This is a genomic window from Pseudarthrobacter sp. NBSH8 (genome assembly GCF_014217545.1).
Classification (GTDB): domain Bacteria; phylum Actinomycetota; class Actinomycetes; order Actinomycetales; family Micrococcaceae; genus Arthrobacter.
This window is the reverse complement of sequence record NZ_CP043178.1, coordinates 2,795,171-2,816,389: the sequence shown is the minus strand read 5'-3', so window position 1 is coordinate 2,816,389 and position 21,219 is coordinate 2,795,171. Positions and strand designations below refer to the sequence as shown.

12 protein-coding genes and 2 tRNA genes are annotated in these 21,219 nt (G+C 65.8%); 10 read left to right on the top strand and 4 right to left on the bottom strand.

Annotated features, from left to right (window positions below; translation table 11 throughout):
* Window positions 1-34 precede the first annotated feature (34 nt).
* Both FYJ92_RS12880 and FYJ92_RS12875 read left to right on the top strand, forming a co-directional pair.
* Window positions 35-3,379 carry an ATP-dependent DNA helicase gene (locus FYJ92_RS12880; RefSeq protein WP_185263798.1) on the top strand — a complete coding sequence of 1,115 codons (3,345 nt, stop codon included), beginning with the start codon at window positions 35-37 and terminating at the stop codon, window positions 3,377-3,379.
* Window positions 3,376-6,903, top strand: a complete 3,528-nt coding sequence (locus FYJ92_RS12875; RefSeq protein WP_185261066.1) for an ATP-dependent DNA helicase — start codon at window positions 3,376-3,378, stop codon at window positions 6,901-6,903. Before FYJ92_RS12880 ends, FYJ92_RS12875 begins: the two co-directional genes overlap by 4 nt.
* A gap of 38 nt (window positions 6,904-6,941) precedes the next feature.
* Here FYJ92_RS12875 and FYJ92_RS12870 read toward each other — a convergent pair whose 3' ends face one another.
* Window positions 6,942-8,180 (bottom strand): macrolide 2'-phosphotransferase, encoded by a 1,239-nt coding sequence (locus tag FYJ92_RS12870; RefSeq protein WP_185261065.1) that lies wholly within the window; start codon window positions 8,178-8,180, stop codon window positions 6,942-6,944.
* A 169-nt stretch (window positions 8,181-8,349) separates the two neighbouring features.
* On the opposite strand from FYJ92_RS12870, the gene nudC reads away from it, so the two are divergent.
* The 3 genes from nudC to FYJ92_RS19335 all read left to right on the top strand — a co-directional run bounded on the left by nudC (window position 8,350) and on the right by FYJ92_RS19335 (window position 12,187).
* Window positions 8,350-9,372 carry an NAD(+) diphosphatase gene (gene nudC, locus FYJ92_RS12865; protein ID WP_185261064.1) on the top strand — a complete coding sequence of 341 codons (1,023 nt, stop codon included), beginning with the start codon at window positions 8,350-8,352 and terminating at the stop codon, window positions 9,370-9,372.
* Window positions 9,373-9,440: 68 nt separating this feature from the next.
* On the top strand, window positions 9,441-11,576 hold the full coding sequence (locus tag FYJ92_RS12860) for an ATP-dependent DNA helicase UvrD2 (protein WP_185261063.1): 2,136 nt from the start codon (window positions 9,441-9,443) through the stop codon (window positions 11,574-11,576).
* A complete protein-coding gene (locus tag FYJ92_RS19335) occupies window positions 11,573-12,187 on the top strand; it encodes a M48 family metallopeptidase (protein ID WP_185261062.1) in 615 nt (204 codons plus the stop codon). The genes FYJ92_RS12860 and FYJ92_RS19335 overlap by 4 nt, the downstream gene beginning before the upstream one ends.
* Here FYJ92_RS19335 and FYJ92_RS19110 read toward each other — a convergent pair.
* Together FYJ92_RS19110 and FYJ92_RS12845 are read right to left on the bottom strand one after the other, a co-directional pair.
* Window positions 12,184-12,315 carry a hypothetical protein gene (locus tag FYJ92_RS19110; protein ID WP_255482068.1) on the bottom strand — a complete coding sequence of 44 codons (132 nt, stop codon included), beginning with the start codon at window positions 12,313-12,315 and terminating at the stop codon, window positions 12,184-12,186. The genes FYJ92_RS19335 and FYJ92_RS19110 overlap by 4 nt on opposite strands.
* The gene (locus tag FYJ92_RS12845) at window positions 12,296-13,717 is read right to left on the bottom strand and encodes a zinc-dependent metalloprotease (RefSeq protein WP_185261061.1); all 1,422 of its coding nucleotides are present in this window, start codon (window positions 13,715-13,717) and stop codon (window positions 12,296-12,298) included. Before FYJ92_RS12845 ends, FYJ92_RS19110 begins: the two co-directional genes overlap by 20 nt.
* 131 nt (window positions 13,718-13,848) lie before the next feature.
* Between FYJ92_RS12845 and FYJ92_RS12840 the strand changes: the two genes are divergently transcribed.
* The 5 genes from FYJ92_RS12840 to FYJ92_RS12820 all read left to right on the top strand — a co-directional run bounded on the left by FYJ92_RS12840 (window position 13,849) and on the right by FYJ92_RS12820 (window position 19,618).
* The gene (locus tag FYJ92_RS12840) at window positions 13,849-15,042 is read left to right on the top strand and encodes a PDZ domain-containing protein (protein ID WP_255482067.1); all 1,194 of its coding nucleotides are present in this window, start codon (window positions 13,849-13,851) and stop codon (window positions 15,040-15,042) included.
* Window positions 15,043-15,178: 136 nt separating this feature from the next.
* The gene (locus FYJ92_RS12835; protein ID WP_185261060.1) at window positions 15,179-18,178 is read left to right on the top strand and encodes a UPF0182 family protein; all 3,000 of its coding nucleotides are present in this window, start codon (window positions 15,179-15,181) and stop codon (window positions 18,176-18,178) included.
* Window positions 18,179-18,257: 79 nt separating this feature from the next.
* Window positions 18,258-18,331: transfer RNA gene (locus FYJ92_RS12830), tRNA-Met, on the top strand.
* Between the two features lie 147 nt (window positions 18,332-18,478).
* A tRNA-Met gene (locus FYJ92_RS12825) sits at window positions 18,479-18,555 on the top strand.
* Between the two features lie 130 nt (window positions 18,556-18,685).
* Window positions 18,686-19,618, top strand: a complete 933-nt coding sequence (locus FYJ92_RS12820) for a cytochrome b/b6 domain-containing protein (RefSeq protein WP_185261059.1) — start codon at window positions 18,686-18,688, stop codon at window positions 19,616-19,618.
* Here FYJ92_RS12820 and FYJ92_RS12815 read toward each other — a convergent pair.
* Window positions 19,608-21,083 (bottom strand): deoxyribodipyrimidine photo-lyase, encoded by a 1,476-nt coding sequence (locus FYJ92_RS12815; RefSeq protein WP_185261058.1) that lies wholly within the window; start codon window positions 21,081-21,083, stop codon window positions 19,608-19,610. The two genes, FYJ92_RS12820 and FYJ92_RS12815, sit on opposite strands and share 11 nt — an antisense overlap.
* Window positions 21,084-21,219: the final 136 nt, after the last annotated feature.

Sequence of the window (21,219 nt, the reverse complement as noted above, 5' to 3'; positions counted from 1 at the left end):
CGCCTCCGCGGCCGGGCGTGCCAGCGGTACGGGCCTGCGTCTGCTGCCTCCGCGGCAGCTGCACGCCGACGTTCCGGCGTTGTCTGCGGACCAGCGTGACGCCGTCGACGTGCCTCACGGCTCCGGGCCTGTCCTGGTTCCTGGTGCACCAGGAACCGGAAAATCAACGGTCCTGATCGAAGCCGCGGTCCGTCGCACCCTGCATGACGGCGTTGACCCGGAACGGATCCTCATCCTGGCACCCGGACGCCTCGCCGCCGATTCACTCCGCGACCGTTTCACCGCACGGCTGGACAGGAGCCTCAGCACCACGCCGGCCCGGACCTGGGCAGCCTATGCGTTTGACCTGATCCGGCGGGCGAAGGCAGAGGGAATCCTTCCGCTTCCGCGCGCGCCGCGGCTCCTGTCCGGCCCGGAACAGGACCTCATTATCCGCGAGCTCCTGGAGGGCCACCGGATGCCCGGCCTGGAACTTCCGTGGCCTGTCGACCTGGAAGCGGCACTTGAGACTCGGGGCTTCCGCCACGAGGTACGCCAACTCTTTGACCGGATCATCGAATCCGGCCGGACCGCCGGTGACCTGGAGGCGCTGGGCCACCAGTGCGGCCGGCCTGACTGGATCGCCGCGGCGGCGCTGTACGCCGAGTACCGGGACGTACTGGACCTGCGCATGCCGGAGGCATTCGACCCCGCCGGCATCATCACCACAGCACGGCAGATCTTCCAGGACGCGCCTGACTTCCTTGCCGCGGAACGGAATCGTCTCCAGCTCGTGCTGGTGGACGATGTACAGGAGGCAAACCCCGCCGTTTTTGAGCTTCTCGCCGATATCGCCGCCGGCAAGGACTGCTATGTCGCCTACTCTCCGGACACCGTCGTGCAAGGCTTCCGCGGGGCCAGGCCAGATCTCGTCGCGGAACTGCCGCGGCTGCTTTCGACCGAAGCCGGCGTCATCGAGCGGCCGCTGTGGCACACCCATCGGCATGCTCCCGCCATCGCCGAAGCCTGGCTCGGCGTCGCGTCCCGGATATCACAACGTGCCGGCGGCCAGCTGGCCAGGCGGCTGGAGCAGCCCGAACCCACGGCGGGCACCGCGCACGGACCCACCGCCGTCGTCGAATCCCAACCTCAGTCCGCCGGAACGTTGGAAGCACACCTGGTTCCGTCTCCGGTACACGAACTGCGGTACGTTGCCCAGCGCATCCTGGACCAGCACGTCAACCATGGCCGCGACCTGGCCGAGATCGCCGTGATCGTGCGTAACGGCGGCCAGCTCAGTGAGCTGCAGCGATACCTCACGGGACAGGGGATCCCGGTACGCGTTCCGATAGCCGAGTCCGCGGTCCGCGATGAGGTGGCCGTACGCCCGCTGTTGGACGCCTACGCCATTGCGCTGGATCCGGACCTGCTGACCCCGGAAGCAGCCGTCGCGCTGCTGACGTCCCGGATCGGGGGCGCCACATCAATTGAACTGCGCCGGCTACGCCAGTCGCTCAGGCGGGAAGAACTGCTGGGCGGCGGCGGACGGACCAGCGACGCCCTGCTGGTTGAAGCATTATCGGAACCCGGGGCCCTGGCGACCCTGGGCCTGGAAGGCCGTTCCGCGCGCCGGACCGCCCGCATGATCCAGGCCGGGCGGAGCGCCGCCGCCGAGTCCGGAGCCAACGCCGAGACCGTTCTCTGGGCCCTGTGGCACTCCACCGGACTGGCCAACGCGTGGACCGAATCCGCCCTCACCGGAGGTTCCCACGGCGCCCGCGCCGACCGGGACCTCGATGCCATGATGGCGCTTTTCCATACAGCCGAGCGCTACGTGGACCAGATGCCGGGCGCCGGGCCGGAGCAGTTCCTTGAGTACCTCCTGAACCAGGAGCTGCCGATGGATACCCTGGCCGCGCGGGCGCAGGTGGACGACGCCGTCGAGCTGATGACCCCGGCCAGTGCTGCCGGGCGGCAGTGGCCCGTGGTCATCGTGGCGGGGCTGCAGGAAGGCGTCTGGCCCAATACCCGGCTCCGCGGTGAGCTGCTGGGCAGCAGCCTGTACGCTGACGCCGTCGAGCACGGGGTCAGCTATGCATTGCAGCTGGACCCGCTGAGCCGGCTGCGGGAAATCCGTTACGACGAACTCCGAAGCTTCTCCACGGCCGTTTCCAGGGCGTGCGAGATCCTGATCTGCACCGCAGTTTCGTCCGAGGATGACCAGCCGTCGTCTTTCCTTGACTATGTGGCGCCGCTTGAGCCTGGCTCCGAGGGCAGGGGGTTTACCCCGGTGGAACGGCCCATGACTCTTCGCGCCCTGGTGGCAGAACTGCGCCAATACGCGCAGCTGGATGGAAGGTATGAGCCCGAGGCCGCCGAAGCCGCCAGGGTCCTGGCCGGACTTGCCGCCGTGGAACCGGCCGTCCCCGGAGCGCATCCGGACAGCTGGTGGGGCCTGCCGCCCTTGACGACGTCTGAGCCGGTTGTCCCGCCCGGAGGGACGGTTTACGTCTCGCCGTCGAAGGTGGAATCCGTGCAGAAATCACCGCTCGACTGGTTTGTGCAGGCGGCCGGGGGAGAAGCCGCCACCGACTTCGCCCGGAGTCTGGGCACGCTGGTGCACGCCATCGCGCAGGACCTGCCGGAGGCCTCCGGGGGCGAGTACGTCGCCGAACTCATCCGCCGGTGGTCAACCCTGGGCATGAAGGACAACTGGGAAGGCAAACTCGACTTCCAGCGTGCCGAAACAATGGTGCGTAAGCTCGCCCAGTACGTCCTGGTGATGCGGAGCGAGGGCCGGAGCCTGCTGGGTGTCGAGCAGGACTTTGCGGTCCGGCTGCCCGACGTTCCCCCGGCGGACGCCGGGCAGCACGATGCCCGGTCCGTCGAAGGTTTGGCTGGCGGGACCGACCTTCCCCGCGCCGCCGTGCTCCGCGGCCAGGTTGACCGGCTGGAGATCGATGGCGAAGGAAGGCTGGTCATTGTGGACCTCAAAACTGGTAAAAGGCAGCCTGGCAAGACAGAGTTGTCTCGCCATCCACAGTTGGGGGCCTACCAGGCAGCGGTCCTTGCGGGCGGTTTCGCGGATGTACACGGTCTGCCCGGCTCAGCCGAACCCGACACGCCAGTGCCGGACTCATCACTGGGCTCCCCGGTGCCGGGCGGCGCCGTGCTGGCGCAGCTCGGAACAAGCACCAAGAGCCCCGGCGTCCAGCAACAGGATCCCCTGGAAGCCCAGGATAACTGGGCGCTGGACATGGTCACGGATGCGGCCGCCGTCATGTCCGGCAACAGCTTCGAAGCCAGGCACGACCCGGCAAAGAGCAGCCACGGGGGGCACGGCTGCAGGCTCCCCGAGGTCTGTCCGCTCTGTGTCCGCGGAAAGCAGGTCACTGAATGAGCCAGCCCCAGGTGCCAACGCCACTGTTTACCCCGGAGCAGCTGTCCAGGCTGCTGGGCGAAAAGAATACGCCGACGCCCGAACAGTCCGCCATCATTTCCTCACCCCTGGCTCCCCGGCTGGTGATCGCGGGAGCGGGCTCCGGCAAGACCGCCACCATGGCCGACCGCGTGGTCTGGCTCGTCGCCAACGGCTGGGTCAGGCCGGAGGAAGTCCTGGGCGTGACCTTCACCAGGAAAGCAGCAGGCGAGCTGGCCACCCGGATCCGGGCTAAGCTGACGGCACTGCAGCGGGTCGCTGCCCAGGACACACGGCATGACGTGTTCCCCGACGGGCTGCTCAGCAGCGATGCCCTTGAGCCCAAAGTATCCACCTACCACTCATTTGCCAGTGGCATCGTTTCTGACTACGGACTGCGGCTGGGCGTGGAACGCGACGTTGTGCTGCTTGGCGGGGCCCAGGCCTGGCAGCTCGCCAGCGAAGTGGTGGAAGCGTTCGACGGCGATTACAGCCACTTTAAGGCCGCCAAGTCTACGCTGGTCAAGGCAGTCATCCAGCTTGCGGGGGAGTGCGCAGAGCACCTGCAGGAACCGGCCGACGTCGAAGCCTGGCTTCTGGCGCGGCTCGCCGAGTTCGAAGAACGTCCCTACATGGCCGGAGCGAAAAAGAACGCCCCCCAGGCAGCCGGTGAACTCGCTGCGATGCTGCGGACGAGGGCCAGCGTGGCTGACATGGTGGGCCGCTACGCCACCGCCAAGAAGTCACGGGGAGCTTTGGACTTCGGCGACCTGGTGGCACTTGCGGCTCGTGTTGCCCGTGAGATCCCCCTTGCAGCGGACATGGAACGCCAGCGCTACAAGGTGGTGCTCCTGGACGAGTTCCAGGACACGTCGTATGCCCAGCTGGTCCTGTTTTCGCGGCTTTTCGGTGAGGGCCACGCGGTCACCGCTGTGGGAGACCCCAACCAGTCGATTTACGGCTTCCGTGGTGCTTCGGCAGGTCAGCTCTTCCACTTTGTCCGCGAATTCCCGGTCCGCGTGGACGGGTATGACGGGCCGGGACGCTTCATGCCCGCCCCTACGTCGTACCTCACGACAGCGTGGCGCAACGGCCGGGCCATTCTGTCCGCCGCCAACATCATGTCAGAGGCCTTAGGGCGCGCCGAGGCCCAGAAGGCCCCTGCCGGCAGCGCTGCGGACGGCACTATTCCGTCGGGCACGGCTGCCGCGGCAGCGAATGTGCCGCCCCTGCAGCCCAGCCCTTTCGCGGTGGAGGGGCGGGTGGTATTGGGGCGCTTCGGCACAGACCTCGACGAAGCCGCAGTCCTTGCCGAGGACGTCCTGAAGTACCGGATCACGGACTTTGAACGGGAGCCTGACGGCACGCCGGTACCACCGGCACTCGCCATCCTGTGCCGGCGACGTGCCCAGATGGAAACCATCCGCCGGGAGTTCGAAGCGCGGGGGATTGCCTACGAAATCGTGGGGCTTGGCGGGCTGCTCGATACCCCTGAAATCGTTGACCTGGTGGCCACGCTCCGCGTGCTGGCCGATCCCGGACGCTCGGACTCCCTGATGCGCCTCCTGGCCGGCGCACGCTGGCGGATCGGGCCGGCAGACCTGATGGCCTTCCGAGACTGGTCCAGCCAGCTCGCACGCCGTCGCGGCCGCCCGGACGGCGCTGCCACACCGGAGGAGGGGTCCGCAGGCGCGTCCGAGGAAACCGTCATCGAAAGCGACCTGACTGACGGTGCCAGCCTGGTCGAAGCGCTGGACTGGCTGCCACGAGAAGACTGGACCTCCTCCCACGGGCGGTCGTTGACGGACCAGGCCCGCGACCGCCTCGGCAGGCTCTCTACGGAACTCAGGCAGCTGCGCGGCTACCTCGGGGACGACCTCACTACGCTGCTCGGTGAGGTGGAACGAGCCATGTTGCTCGACATCGAAGTGGCAGCGCGCCCGGGAATCAGCATCCACCAGGCCCGCCGAAACCTGGATGCCTTTCAGGACGCGGCAGCCGGCTTCCTGCGAACCTCGCACCGCGTGGACATCCTCGCGTTCCTGGCCTGGCTTGAAGCCGCCGCGGCTGAGGAAAACGGCCTTGAGGCTCCTCCGTCGGATATCAACCGCGAGGCTGTGCAGCTGCTGACTGTCCATGCGTCAAAGGGCCTGGAATGGGACGTCGTTTTTGTTCCGGGCCTCAACGCCGGTGCCTTCCCCAGCAACAAGGATTCCCGCTGGAGCAGCGGCGCGGCGGCACTGCCGTGGCCGCTGCGCGGGGACCGTTCGGATCTGCCCCAATGGGATACCGACCAGCCGGACCAGAAGGGCTGGGTGGACGCCGAAAAGGACTTCAAAACAGCGGTCCAAGTCCATGGTGAGGGTGAGGAACGCCGCCTTGCCTACGTGGCCTACACCAGGGCAAAGCACGTCCTCTGGGTCTCCAGCGCAGCCTGGGTGGGCTCCAGGGCAGGGCGTGCCGAGATGTCACCGTTCCTCGCTGAACTGGAACAGCTTGTCGGCTCCGGCCCTGTCAGCGCTCCGGGAAGGAACACGGAAACGAACTCTGCCGTGGTGCACCCGGCGTCAGTGGACGAGGCCTCCCTGCCGGAGAAGAGCCCGTTGACTACCGAAACTGAGGTCGCCGGATGGCCCTATGACCCCCTCGAAGGCCCTGTGGATGCGCGGACCGGGGAGCGACTGCGGGTTGTTCCCGGCAGGCGGCAGGCCATGGAGAACGCCGCGGCGCGTGTCCGGGACGCCTTGGAGGCCATGATTCCCGGGGACCCGGCGACAATTTTGGAACATACATCCGCCACGGAGTCCGGGCCAAGGCTCCGGGGCAATGCGGCTGGCTGGGCGAGGGAAGCGGCCTTGCTGCTGGAACGGCGTTCCCGGCGCGCTTCCGGGCAGGACATTCACCTGCCCGGCCACATCTCTGCGTCCACGCTGGTGGATCTTGGCGAGGACCCGGCGGGGGTAGTGGGCCGGCTGCGAAGGCCTGTTCCGCGTGAGCCCGGCATGTCCGCGCGGAAGGGGATGGCATTCCACGCATGGGTTGAGGAGTACTTCGGCGCAGCCGGCATGCTGGATCTTGGCGAGGCCCCCGGCTCCGACGATCACATTGACGCCGCGTACGACCTCGACACCATGGTGGCCACCTTCAAAGCCTCGGAATGGGCCGACAGGTCGCCGGCATTTGTCGAAGTGCCGGTGGAAACGCGCGTGGGCGACGTTGTGGTCCGTGGACGCATAGATGCTGTCTTCCAGGACGGGGACGGGAGGTGGGACCTGGTGGACTGGAAAACCGGCCGCCGGCCCTCGGCCGCCCAGCTGAGGGCCAAATCGGTGCAGCTCGCCGCGTACCGGCTGGCTTGGGCCCGGCTCAAGGGCGTGGCAGTGGAGGACGTCAGAGCCGCCTTCTTCTACGTTGCGGACAACCAAGTGGTTCGGCCGCACGATCTGGGCACTGCCGAGGAGCTTGAACAGATCGTGACCGCCGCTCTCGACGTCAGTGCGCCCTGACGTCAGTGCGCCCTGAAGTCAGGAAGGGCTCCCGGGCGTCAGGGCTTCCTGACTTCGACGATGCTGATGGCCGCGGTGGACGTGTCCTCGGCGGACGGACGTGCTGCCGGCTTGTCGTCAGGCTCTTCGTGGGCCGCTGCTTCGTCGGACAGGATGGGCTCGGCGGGGATTCGGCTGACTTCCACTGCGGGCGCCACCGGAATGGGCGCCGCTGACAGGATAGGTACGGGGGCGACGGTCACCGCCGGAGCAGCGGCCTGACCAACCTGCTGGGACCTGCCCGCTGTCGCGGTGTGGGCAGCAGGAGACTGGTCGGCGTCGTCGGCCGGGGCGGGCAGCGGTTCGACACTGATGGCCTGGCCGCCGTGCTCTTCGACATCGGCCGCGAGCGTTTCCAGCATGCCTTCGGCTTCGGCAACCATCCCGTCGTCGCCGGCCGCTATGCCCTTGACGAGGTATTGCGCCAGCGCGAACTCGGCAGACAAAGCGGCCCGCCGGATCAGGTGCTGGTCCGGGACGTCGCGGCGGCTGCTGGTGTAACTTGCCAAAACGGCGTCCACGAAATCCTGTTCATTCGAGGCAACCAGCCAGGCAAAGTCGTCGGCGGGATCCCCGATCCGAAGGTCCGTCCAACCCGTAACCGCCGTGACGCGGCTGCTTTCCACGAGCAGGTTGTCCTCGTGCAGGTCGCCGTGGACAACGCACGGGTTGAACCGCCATAGCGAGACGTCTTCGAGGGCATGCTCCCAGCGGAGCAGCAGCGACGCCGGGATTTTTCCGGTAGTGGCTGCCTGGTCAAGCTCGTTGAGCCGGCGCTGGCGGAATTCGTTGGGCGTATAGCTGGGCAGGTCCGCGTTGCTGACCAGGGAGTGCGGAAGATCATGGATGGCCGCCAGGGCTGTCCCGATTTCCCGGGCAAGCGTGGCGGGACCCGCGGTGAGTTCCTCAACACTTTGCGTGCTGCCGGCCAGATGGGAGTAGACAAAGGTGCTGAGGCTGCCCAGCCGGACGCTGCCGGCGACCGTGGGCATCAGGAAGGGCAACTCGGCCCGGATGGCCGGTGCGAATGCCCGGAGGACGAGGAACTCCGTTTCGAGCCTGGCGCTTGCTTCCGCATGCCGCGGGGACCGTACCCGCCACTGCTTGCCCTCCGAATCCAGCAGCAGCGCGGAGTCGAAATCCGCGGGATCGTCCGCAGCGGAGCTAACGGCGGTAGGGGTCAGCCCGGGGACTGCCGCGGTTGCCACGGCTGCCAGTTCGATCGGTTTTCTTCTCACCGTTCCACGGTAGATTGAGTGGCGTCCAAGACAACGATGTGCGGCGGCGAGTCTCCAGATATGCTGCAAAAGTCGGCCTCGGCACACCGTGTGGAGGCCCACGCCACGTGTCCTTGCCGAATGGCCCCGCCGAATGTAAATTGTCAGCCCGAGTCAGTACGGTGGACACATGAGTCATGCGGAGTCCGCTATACCGGCCTACCAGCCGCAGGCAATCCAGCTGCCGGCCAACCACCTGTTCGATACCGTGCTGCCGGTCCTCCCTGCTGCCGTTGACCGAGGCTCCGCCGACCGTGTCCGGCCAGGCATGGTTGAGGAATTGCTGGACATCGAGCATACTCGGGCGGTGGTCCTAGCCGGGCGGCAGGCCCTGGTACAAGGCAACCAGCTCTTGCTGCCCGCAGCGGCCCAATTGCTCGCTGACCTGCGGGACCGCGGCTCAGCCCCGGAGCAGGTCATCTATCTTGGCGCCGCGTTGGACGGCTCGGATCTTGCCGCCGGCACCGAAGTGGTCCTCGTTATCCTTTCCGAACCTGCCGGGCCCGGCACTGCGGGAATCCCGAATGATGCGCAGTGGGCGGGCTTCCGCGACATCGCTGCCGTCCTGAACCCCACTGACACGGCGTTGTTCGTCGAGGCCAGCGCCATCGCCAACTGGCATGCCGGCCATACGCATTGCCCCCGTTGCGGGGTCCGTACAGCAGTGGAGGCCGGCGGCTGGGTCCGCCGCTGCCCCGAGGACGGCTCGGAACACTATCCGCGGACGGATCCGGCCATCATCGTCACGGTTGTAGGGCCGGACGGACGGCTGCTGCTCGGTGGCGGCGGGCCGGTTGACGCCAAGAACTACTCCACGCTGGCCGGATTCGTAGAACCAGGCGAATCCCTGGAACAGGCCGTCGTCAGGGAAATCCACGAAGAAGTGGGCGTCAGGGTCACGGGATGCCAGTACTTGGGCTCGCAGTCATGGCCGTTCCCGGCCTCCCTTATGCTTGGATTTACCGCCATCACCGAAGACGCCGTGGCAAGGCCCGACGGCGTGGAGGTAACCCGTGCGCGCTGGTTCAGCCGGGAGGAACTCCAGGACGCCGTGCTTACCGGTGAAATCACTATCTCCAGCCGGCTGTCCATCGCCCGCTCATTGATTGAGCACTGGTATGGGGGCCGAATCATGGACCGCACGGACATCTGACACCCGGAACAGGCATCACCATTGGCCAGACGCCAGCACGTGGCAGTCGCGACAACAGAGCAGCAGAAGTGACCACAGAGAATTTTGACAGTGCCGAGTCCCTTGAGGAACGAATCCTTGGGGGACTTGACGCTGAACAGCGCGAGGTCGCCAGCACGCTGAATGGGCCGCTGTGCGTCCTCGCCGGTGCCGGCACCGGCAAGACCCGGGCCATTACGCACCGGATTGCCTATGGCGTGCACTCCGGCGTGTATAGCCCCCAGCGGCTCCTTGCCGTGACGTTCACGGCCCGGGCCGCAGCGGAAATGCGCAGCAGGCTGCGGGACCTCGGCGTGGGCAATGTGCAGGCACGCACGTTCCACGCCGCCGCCTTGCGCCAACTGCAGTTTTTCTGGCCACAGGCGGTCGGCGGCACCCTGCCCAACCTCCTGGACCACAAGGCCCAGATGATCGCCGAAGCATCCCGTCGCCTCCGGCTCAGCACGGACCGCGCGTCCATCCGCGACCTCGCCTCCGAAATCGAGTGGGCCAAGGTGTCCATGCTCACCCCGGCCAACTACCTGGAGAACGCGCAGGGCAGGGGAACCCCGGGCGGGTTCGACCTCACCGCCGTCGCCCGGGTCTTCCAGTCCTATGAGGACGTCAAGACCGACCGCAACGTCATCGACTTTGAGGACGTACTCCTGATTACCGTCGGGATCCTGCAGGAGGACCAGAAAGTCGCGGCCACCGTCCGCGAGCAATACCGGCATTTTGTGGTCGATGAGTACCAGGACGTTTCGCCGCTGCAGCAGCGACTCCTGGAACTGTGGCTTGGTGGGCGGGACGAGCTGTGCGTCGTCGGAGATGCGAGCCAGACGATCTACTCGTTTACCGGCGCGTCGCCCAAGCACCTGTTGGGATTCAAAGCCCAGTTCCCCGAGGCCAACGTAGTGAAACTGATCCGGGATTACCGTTCCACGCCACAGGTGGTCAAGCTGGCCAACGATCTCCTTGCCGCCCGTCGCGGCGGCGGACCGGTGGCCGATGCTGCCTGGGCGGCTCCGCTGCAACTGGTGGCCCAGCGGGCGGCGGGGCCGGTGCCCCAGTTCACCGAATGCACCGACGATGAAGCCGAAGCCGCCACAGTGGCCATCAAGATCCAGGAACTGCTCGACGCCGGCACTCCCGCCAGCCAAGTGGCTGTCCTCTTCCGCACCAACGGGCAGTCACAAGCCTACGAACAGGCGCTCGCTGCGGCCGGGATCAGTTACCAGCTCCGAGGAGGTGAGCGTTTCTTCGCACGCAAGGAAGTGCGCGACGCCATCCTTCAGCTGCGCGCGGCCACCAGGGCCGTCGCCGAAACCGCGACACCGGAACCGCTCGGCCAACTGGTCCGCGACATCGTGGCCTCGCTGGGCTACTCGGAGGCTCCACCCCATAACGGCGGCGCGCTGCGCGAACGCTGGGAGTCCTTGGCGGCGCTAGTGGCCCTTGCGGACGAGCTCGTCCATGTCCGCGGCGAGCAGTTCAGTCTCGGTGACTTTGTTAATGAACTCCAGGAGCGGTCTCTCGCGCAGCATGCCCCCACCGTCCAGGGTGTGACGCTGGCTTCGCTGCACGCCGCCAAGGGTCTCGAATGGGACGCCGTGTTCCTGGTGGGCCTTTGCGAAGGCCTGATGCCCATTTCCTTCGCGGACACACCCGAAGCCGTGGATGAGGAGCGCCGGCTGCTCTACGTGGGCATCACGCGGGCCCGCGAGCACCTGTCGCTTTCCTGGTCCACGGCACGCACGCCGGGCGGCCGGGCCAACCGCAAACCCTCACGCTTCCTCGACGGGCTCCGGCCCAACTCGGTTGCCAGCTCCAGCGCCCGCGGAAAAGGGCCGGCGCCGCGCCGGAAATCGGCGGCCCCCGCCACCTGCAGGATCTGCGGGAGCATGCTGGCGAGTGGCGCCGAACGGAAGGTGGGCCGCTGTAACGACTGTCCCCCCAGCTACGAAGAACAGACATTCGATGCCCTTCGGCAGTGGCGGAAGGAAATTGCATTGGCCGCGGAAGTGCCGGCGTTTGTGGTCTTCACGGATGCCACGCTGACCGCCATCGCGGAGGCCAAACCGTCCACGCTGGAGGAACTGGCGGTTCTGGCAGGCGTGGGTCCGTCCAAACTGGAACGCTACGGCGAAGACGTGCTGCGGGTGCTCGTCGAAAGCACCACCCTGTGACCCGGCGGCCGGCAGGACAGGACGCCCTTCCCCTCACCACGGCGGACGGGGCACGCGTTGAAGTGCGGCGGTCGGCGCGCCGGACCAGGACCGTGGCTGCCTTCTGGGAGAACGGGACAGCAGTGGTGGCCATTCCGGCCCGTTTCACCGCCGCGCAGGAGTCTGAATGGGTGCACCGCATGCTGGAGAAGCTGCACCGCCAGGGGGAGCGTCGCTCACGCAAAGGAAGTAGGCAGCCAGCCACAGATACTGCGTTGGCCGCCCACGCCGCAGCCCTTTCGGCCCGGTATTTCGGCGGCAGGGCAGTCCCGACGTCGGTCCGCTGGGTCAGCAACCAGAACTCGCGCTGGGGCTCCGCAACGCCGTCGGAAGGATCCATCCGGCTCTCCGACAAGCTCAGGCCCATGCCGCAGTGGGTCATCGATTATGTTCTGTTGCACGAACTCGCGCACCTGCTGGTGGCCGGGCACAATGCCGCGTTCTGGAAGCTGTTGGAGGCCTACCCCGACACGATGCGGGCCAAGGCATTCCTGGAAGGCGTCTCCTTCGCCACCTCCCGGGGCCTGGCCGCGGCCAGCAATGATTCAGAGGCTCCGGACTGCCGGTTCTAGTGGCGGAGGAGTTCGTCATCCACCAGGTGCCAGCTGATGTCACGGTCGGCCGCCTCGAAGAATCCGTCCAAGGACACCGACATCATCAGGAACGAACCCGCGGTCTGGCTAACCTTTGGGCTGCTCACCATCGGCTGCGGGCCGGTCCCCGTCGTCGCCGGCGTCGGAATCATCCTGCGGGGCGTCGTCAAAGCCGCCGCTCAGCAGCTTCTGCAGGGCATCGTCCACTTCGCTGTCGCTGGCCTCGGCCAGCTTGCGGCGGCCGCTGAAGCCCTGCGGGTCATCGAGGTCCTCGGCGGTGGGGAGCAGGTCCGGGTGCTGCCAGATGGCATCGCGTCCGGCAATACCGCGCTCGTCCTTTAGCGCGGCCCACAACGTGGCCGCCTCGCGCAGGCGGCGGGGACGGAGTTCCAGTCCCACCAGGGAAGAGAACGCGTGCTCCGCCGGACCGCCAGTGGCACGGCGACGCCGGACTGTTTCCCGGAGCGCGCCGGCGGAGGGCAGCAGCTTCTCCGTGGCCGCAGCGGTGAGCTCGTCCACCCAGCCTTCAACGAGGGCAAGGGCGGTTTCCAGTTTTTCAAGCGCCTGCTCCTGTGCGGGGGTCCGCTGCGGCATAAAGACACCTTGGGAGAGTGCTTCCTGGATGCCTTCAGGGTTGCTGGGGTCAAGGTCGCGGGCCAGCTCTTCAATCCTGGAAGTGTCGATGTGGATGCCGCGGGCGTAAGCCTCGATGGCTCCGAGCAGGTGGCCGCGCAGCCAGGGAACCTGGACAAACAGCCGCGTGTGGGCTGCCTCGCGGACGGCGAGGAACAGCCGGATGTCGTTCTCGGGGAGGCTCAGGCCCTCCCCGAACTTGGTCACATTGGCCGGCAGGAGCGCCATTTCCAGGTCGGCCAGGGGAACGCCGATGTCGGTGGAGCTGACAACCTCGGCGGACAGTGCGCCGATGGCCTGCCCGAGCTGCATCCCAAAGATCGCGCCGCCCATGTTCTGCAGCATGGACGAGGCCCCGCCCATCATGGACTTCATCTCTTCGGGCATCTGTTCGGTCATGGCGCTGGAGAGAGCGTTGGCGATGCTGTTGGCGACGGGCTCGGTCAGCCGCTTCCATGTTCCAAGGGTGGCTTCCACCCACTCAGCGCGGGACCACGCACGGCCGATCAGGCCGGTGGCAGGCAGGTCGGTCACGGGATCCAGCCACATTTCGGCCAGTCGCAGGGCCTCGTCGACTTCGCGCGTCTGTTGGGACGTGACGGACGGGTCGGCGCTGCTGGCGGCAACCCGGCGGGCGTTCTCGTGCGCGAGCTGCCAGTTGACCGGCCCCTCGGACGGGGCGCTCATCATGGCCTGGACCTGGGAGAACATCTGCGCGAGGAGATTGGGGTCGTTCGGCAGGCCGGCTGCCTTTGCGAGTTCGGCAGGGTCGAAGTTTTCCATGCCCTTGCCGCCCATCAGGTTCTGCAGCATCTCGGTCAACGGATCCTTCGGCGCATCGTCGCCGTTGGACGGATTGAGTGGGTTGGAGGTCATGATCCCGCCGATCGTCGGTGTGACTGTTCACTTCACGGTACCCCGGGCCGGAGCGGCTGTCTGCCGGACAGGCGTCACGTTCGCTGTAGGCAAAGAGCTGGCCGGCGGCGGCACCGCGTACTGTTGATTCAGTGACTACAACCCGCGGCGACCATCCGCATGAGGACCACGCTCCAGAGTTCGACGCCGGCGCCACAGCGGGTGCCGCGGCACCCGGAACGGGCGTGGCCGGGATCCCGCCAACCGGGCAATTTGCCCCCCGCAGCTCCCCGCCGGGGGACCGGCGCGTGTCCGTGATGATGCTTTCGGGCGTTCTGGCGCTGGGTCTGGGGATCGCGGCCGTCACCGTCCCGGTGCCTTATGTTGTGGAGTCCCCCGGACCCACCTTCAACACAATCGGCCAGAGCCAGGGCAGTCCTGTGATCAGCGTGACGGGCCACGAAACCTATCCCGCCAAGGGAAATCTGGACCTGACCACCGTTTATGTGGACGGCGGCCCCAACGGCCCGGTGAGTGTCCTGGGTGCCTTCGCCGCCTGGCTGGACGGGTCCAAGTCCGTTCACCCTGTGGAGCTGCTTTACCCCAGCGGCACCACAAAGGAGGAAGCTGACGAGCAGAGCTCCGTGGCCATGACGTCGTCGCAGGAGAACGCCGTGGCATCGGCGCTCAGGGAACTGAATATTCCCGTCGGCCAGCAACTCCAGGCGGCAGGTCTCGCCGACGGTTCGCCGTCGGCGGGCATGGTTGAAAACGGCGATATCTTCGAATCGATCAACGGCAAGCCCATCACCTCACTGGCCGTCGTCCAGGAGGAACTTGCCGCCGGTCAGGGCGCGCCGGCCAGCCTGGTGGTGCAGCGCGCAGGGGAATCCGTCACTCAGACCATCGTTCCCATGGACAACGGTGCGGGCCGCTATATTCTCGGCGTCAAGCTCAAGTACCTGTTCACTTTTCCATTTGACGTGAAGATTTCCCTGGACAAGGTTGGCGGGCCGAGCGCCGGGATGATGTTTGCGCTGGGCATTATCGACACCGTAACGCCGGGGGACCTGACGGGCGGCAAGCACGTCGCCGGAACGGGGACAATCACCCCCGACGGCGCCGTTGGTCCCATCGGCGGCATCCGGCAGAAGATGCTGGGCGCGCGTGCCGGGGGAGCCACCGTGTTCCTGGCTCCGGCAGAAAACTGCGACGAAGTTGAGGGCCATGTGCCGGAGGGACTGCAAGTGTTCAAAGTGGAGAACATCGCAGAGGCGCGCCGCGCCGTCGAACTCTCCGGATCCGGGCAGGACACGGGCGCTTTGCCGGTCTGCTCCAGCAACTAGACTGAGGCCAGGAACAAAGCTTTACCGCCACTCGTGGCAGATATGACGGACGTTGCCACACGCTTGACCGGTGCCGGACGTCAACCGCACGCACGCTTCTCATGTAAACCTGACAACCAGCTATGAGGTACCGAGTTTGTCCCGTCCTACCAGCCCCATCCCGACCGGAAGGCCCCCCTCGCGACGCGGGGCCCTGACGCCCACGCTGATCGTTGTTGCCATCGCGGTGGTGGGCTTCATCTTCTTCGCCAATGTGTGGACTGACGTCCTGTGGTACCGGCAGCTCGGCTACTTCGAAGTGTTTGTGACCGAAAACCTCTCCCGGATCGGGATCTTCCTGGCCGGCTTCGTGCTCATGTTCCTGGCCGTCTTTTTTGCCATTAGGGTTGCCTACCACGCTCGGCCGGTGTACGCGCCGGACTCTGAGATGCGCGACAACCTGAATCGATACCAGGCCCAGCTTGAACCGGTCCGCCGCGTCGTCATGGTGGGCCTGCCCATCCTGTTTGGACTGTTCGCGGGCAGCGCTGCGGCGAGCCAATGGCAAAAAGTGCTGTTGTTCATCAACCAGGTACCCTTTGGTCAGCCGGATCCTGAGTTCGGTCTGGACATCAGTTTTTACCTCATGACGCTTCCGTTCCTGGGTTTCGTCACGGGCTTCCTCATCAGCGTGGTTGTGGTGGCCGGCATCGCCGGAATCCTCACCCACTACCTCTATGGCAGCATCCGGCTGATGGAACGCGGTGTCTTCACCAGCCGCGCGGCGCAGATTCATCTGGCTGTGACAGGTGCCTCCTTCCTGCTCCTGCTCGGTGCAAATTTCTGGCTGGACCGCTATGCAGCCTTGCAGAGCAACGGCGGGCGCTGGGCAGGCGCACTGTACACGGACGTGAACGCAGTGATCCCCACGAAGGCAATTCTCGCCGTCGCGGCGGTCCTGGTGGCCATCCTCTTCATCGTCGCGGCGATTATTGGCCGCTGGCGCCTGCCGGTCATCGGCACTGCCATGCTGATCATCACCTCGATCCTCGCCGGCGGTGTGTACCCGTGGGTCATCCAGCAGTTCCAGGTGCGGCCTTCCGAAGAAACGTACGAAAAAGATTTCATTAAGCGCAACATCGACATGACCCGGGCCGCCTACGGCCTGGACCAGATCCAGGTGGACCGCTATAACGCCACCAACACCGCCACGACCGGTGCGCTGGCCCCGGATGCCCAGACCACAGCCAACATCAGGCTCCTGGACCCTAACCTGATCTCTGATGCTTTTTCGCAGCTGGAGCAGTACCGGCCGTACTATCAGTTCCCGGAGGCGCTGAACGTCGACCGCTACGTGGTCGACGGCAAGATCCAGGACACTGTCATCGCGGTGCGCGAGCTCAACCCGGCGAACGTTGCCACCAACCAGCAGGGCTGGCTCAACCAGCACGTTGTTTACACCCATGGCTATGGAGTTGTAGCGGCCAAGGGAAACAAGTTCACCGTTGACGGCAAGCCGGAGTTCCTCCAATCCGGCATCCCGTCCACCGGTGTCCTTGGTGATGATTCCACCTATGAGCCCCGTATTTACTTCGGCGAGAATTCCCCGGAGTACTCCATTGTCGGCGCGCCGGAGGGAGCGGCCCCCCGCGAGCAGGACAGGCCCTCCGGCCAAGGGGAAACCCAGTACACCTTCGCTGGCAACGCCGGGCCGAACGTAGGCACCTTCTTCAACAAGATTCTCTACTCCATCAAGTTCCAGTCCTCGGACCTGCTGTTGTCTGACGGTGTCAATCCTGAGTCCCAGATCCTGTATGACCGCAGCCCGCGTGACCGCGTGGAAAAGGTTGCGCCCTACCTCACCGTTGACGGCAACGCCTATCCGGCGGTTGTAGACGGCCGCGTGAAGTGGATCGTAGACGGCTACACCACCAGCCAGTACTATCCCTACTCGCGGCCGGAACAGCTTTCCGCTGCGACCGCGGACTCGCAGACCACTTCAGGCCGGACGGTTGCCCTGCCCAACAGCTCGGTGAACTACATCAGAAACTCGGTGAAAGCCACTGTCGATGCCTATGACGGCTCGGTAACCCTCTACGCGTGGGACGACCAGGACCCCATCCTGAAAGCGTGGCAGAAGGTTTTCCCCACATCCCTGAAGCCGTACTCGGAGATGTCCGGGGCCGTCATGAGCCATGTCCGGTACCCTGAGGACCTCTTCAAGGTCCAGCGTGAGCTTTTGGGCCGATACCATGTCACGGATCCGGGCAGCTTCTACCAGGCGAAGGATGTGTGGAGTGTTCCCAACGATCCCACCGTGGATACCGCCGTCAAGCAGCCGCCGTTCTACATGTCGCTGCAGATGCCGGACCAGGACAGTCCGGCCTTCCAGCTGACGTCCTCCTTCATTCCGCAGATCGTGAACGGCACTGCCCGCAACGTGCTGTACGGCTTCCTCGCAGCTGACTCTGACGCCGGCAACGAAAAGGGCGTTAAGGCGGAAAGCTACGGGCAGTTGAGGCTGCTCCAGATTCCACCGGAGATCCAGGTTCCCGGGCCAGGCCAGGCCCAGAACAAGTTCAACTCCGATCCCACGGTGTCCCAGGCTTTGAATCTGCTGAGGCAGGGTGCTTCCGAAGTGCTCAACGGCAACCTGCTGACCCTGCCTGTGGGTGGCGGCATCCTGTACGTCCAGCCGGTTTACCTCAAGTCGACCGGTGAGACGTCCTACCCCACCCTCCAGCGTGTGCTGGTGGCCTTCGGTGACAAAGTCGGTTTTGCTCCGACTCTGGACGGAGCCCTGAAGCAACTCTTCGGCGGCGACTCAGGCGCTGCCGCTGGTGACTCCGACAACACCGGCCAGACCCCCGGTACCCCGGGGACTACACCGCCGGTGAGTGCAGGTGCCCAGGCAGACCTGAAGGCCGCACTGGATGAGGCGAACGCCGCCATAAGGGCGGGCCAGTCAGCCTTGGCGGCCGGCGACTTTGCAGCCTATGGGGAAGAACAGAAGAAACTGGCTGCGGCCCTGCAGAAGGCTATCGACGCCGAAGGCAAGATCCCGGCGCCGGCCCCCGAAGCTACGCCATCGCCGGAGGCGACTACATCGCCGGAGCCCACACCCACGGCGACGCCCTCGCCTGCAGCCAGCAACTAGGCGGTTGACCCAGCGAGACGCACATCACGCCACCAGGATTTGGCCTCCCGTTCACCGAACGGTAGAGTTGATCTTGCGACGCGGGGTGGAGCAGTTCGGTAGCTCGCTGGGCTCATAACCCAGAGGTCACAGGTTCAAATCCTGTCCCCGCAACTGGCGAAAAGTCCGGATTCTGGAAACAGAATCCGGACTTTTTGGTTTAAGCGGACCCGTCCCAGGCAGGCAGCCGCGGTGTTGAAGTGACCCTTGGTCGCGATTGGTTTTTACCTACTCCAAAGTACGGTAGTGTTGTTCTTGCGACGCGGGGTGGAGCAGTTCGGTAGCTCGCTGGGCTCATAACCCAGAGGTCACAGGTTCAAATCCTGTCCCCGCAACCATGGAGAAGACCCCGACTGGCATTACGCCGGTCGGGGTCTTCTTTTGCCCGATTACACGTGGTTCCTAGTATTCTCGTTCGCAAAGCCCTTTGAGCACCTGGTCAGTCATTCTCGAGAGGAATGTTGTTCGATGTCCACACCCACGAAGAAGCCCGGCTCCTCGACAGGCAAACGGTCCGGGCTCTACTGGGGTGTCCCTGCCGCTCTCGTAGTGCTGGTGCTGGTGGTGCTGCTGGCGAAGTGGATGACGGGCCTTCCTGCGGTGGCCTCGTTCCTGTCGGACTATCCGGGACATTCGGAACTGCCTGAGGGCGCGCCTGTCGGATTCCCGACGTGGCTGGCCTGGCAGCACTTCCTGAATGGTTTCTTCCTCCTGCTCATCATCAGGACCGGCTGGCAGGTGCGGACCACCACCCGCCCCACAGGACACTGGACGCGCAACAACAAGGGCCTGATCAAGACCAGGAACGCGCCCACCAAGATTACGTTGGAGCTTTGGTTCCACCTGACTCTGGACGCACTGTGGATTCTCAACGGACTGGTGTTTGCCGTCCTTCTATTCACGACAGGACAATGGACGAGGATCGTTCCCACCAGCTGGGATGTCTTTCCCAACGCGCTGTCCGCAGCCCTGCAGTACGCATCCCTGAACTGGCCCACCGAAAACGGCTGGGTCAACTACAACGCCCTGCAACTGCTGACCTACTTCCTCACCGTCTTCATCGCTGCGCCGCTTGCCTTCATCTCGGGCATCCGGACGTCCTCCGCCTGGCCCAAGAAGGCTGCCGCGCTGAACAAGGCGTACCCGATCGAGCTGGCGCGGGCCATCCATTTCCCCGTCATGATTTACTTCGTGGCTTTCATCGTTGTGCATGTCTTCCTGGTGTTCGCCACTGGTGCCCTGCGGAACCTGAACCACATGTACGCAGTGTCCGACGGCGACGGCTGGCTCGGCTTCTGGATCTTCCTTGTGTCTGTGGCCGTCATGGTGGCGGCATGGTTCCTCGCCCGGCCCATCTTCCTGCGCCCCATTGCTTCCCTGATGGGCAAAGTCAGCCGCTGATTTCCGGGCCGGTGGGAGCGTCCCGGCCTGGCTGGTCCTCCCGAAGCTTCTGATAGGTCGCCAGAGCACGCTCCCGGGACTCGGGGAGTCCGACCACGGGGGCAGGGTAGCCCTGGGCATCGGGCTGCTTCCACGGTTCATGGATGGCCTTGCGGTCCATCCGGGCGAGTTCCGGAATGAACTCGCGAAGGTACCGGCCCTCGGCGTCGAACTTCTTGCTCTGCGTTACCGGATTGAAGATCCGGAAGTACGGGGACGCGTCGGCACCTGAGCCCGCCACCCACTGCCAGTTAGCGGGGTTGCTCGCCGCATCGGCATCCACCAGCGTGTCCCAGAACCACGCCTCGCCCAGGCGCCAGTCGGCGAGGAGGTTCTTGACGAGGAAGGACGCCGCGGCCATCCGGACCCGGTTATGCATCCAGCCCGTCTGCCACAGCTGCCGCATCCCCGCGTCCACCAGCGGGTAGCCGGTCCGGCCCTGCTGCCAGGCGCCCAGCTCCGCCGCGGTGGGTTGCTGCCATTCGAACCGGTCGAAGTCCGGCCGATAGTTTCGGGTAGCCAGCTGGGGGTTGGCATAAAGCAGTTGCCAGCAGAACTCCCGCCAGCCCAGCTCGGACCGGAAGATCCCGACGTCGGGCGTCGCCTCCCGGGGGAAGTGGCGGCGGAGCTCATGCCAGACGCGGAACGGGCTGATTTCACCAAAACGGAGGTGGGGGGACAGCCTGGAGGTGCCTTCCACTCCGGGTATGTCGCGCCCGGTACCGTACTCCTGTGCGGCCCCGTCCAGGAAGTCATTAAGCCTGCTGTGTGCTCCTGCCTCCCCGGGTTCCCAGGCCGCAGCCAGTCCGCCGCTCCAGTCCGGCGACACGGGCAGCAGTGACCACTCCGCCAGTGTGTCGCTGCCAGCCTGGTTCCTGGACCCGGCAGCGGCAGGTGAGGGCAGGCCAGCCGGGGCACCCAGTGGCTCTCGGGGCTCGCCGGAGGCTGTGCAGGCCCGCCAGTAGGGCGTGAACACCTTGTAGGGGCCGCCGCCGCCGGTGGTGATTGTCCATGGCTCGAAGAGCAGGTTGGCCTGGAAGCTGGCGGTATGGATGCCATTCTCTGCCGCCCAGGCCTTGATGGCCGCGTCAAGGGACCGCTCGGGACCGCCGTAGCGCCGGTTCCATAGCACATGCTGCGCGCCGGTTTCGGCTATGAGGTCCTGGATCACTCGGCGAGCAGGTCCGCGCCGGAGGGTGAGTGCGGAACCGGACTCGGCAAGCGCCGCTGCCAGGGACGTCAGCGAGTGGTGCAGCCACCAGCGGGCCGCGCCTCCCAATGGACGGATTCCGGGGGATTCTTCGTCGAGGATGTAGACCACCGTGAGCGGGAGGCCGAGTTCGACGGCGTGGGACAGGGCAGGGTTATCGTCCAGTCGAAGGTCGTCACGGAGCCAAACGAGTGCGGATGCGACGGGGGAGGCCATGGCCTCCACGCTACACATCCGCGACTGCGGCCGCACGGGGCCGGTTGCACTGCCGGTGGGAGGTGCTGTCCGGGCATAGCAAGGGCCGGGGTTCATGGCGAACCCCGGCCCCGGCTGGCCCGCTCAGCGGCCGACG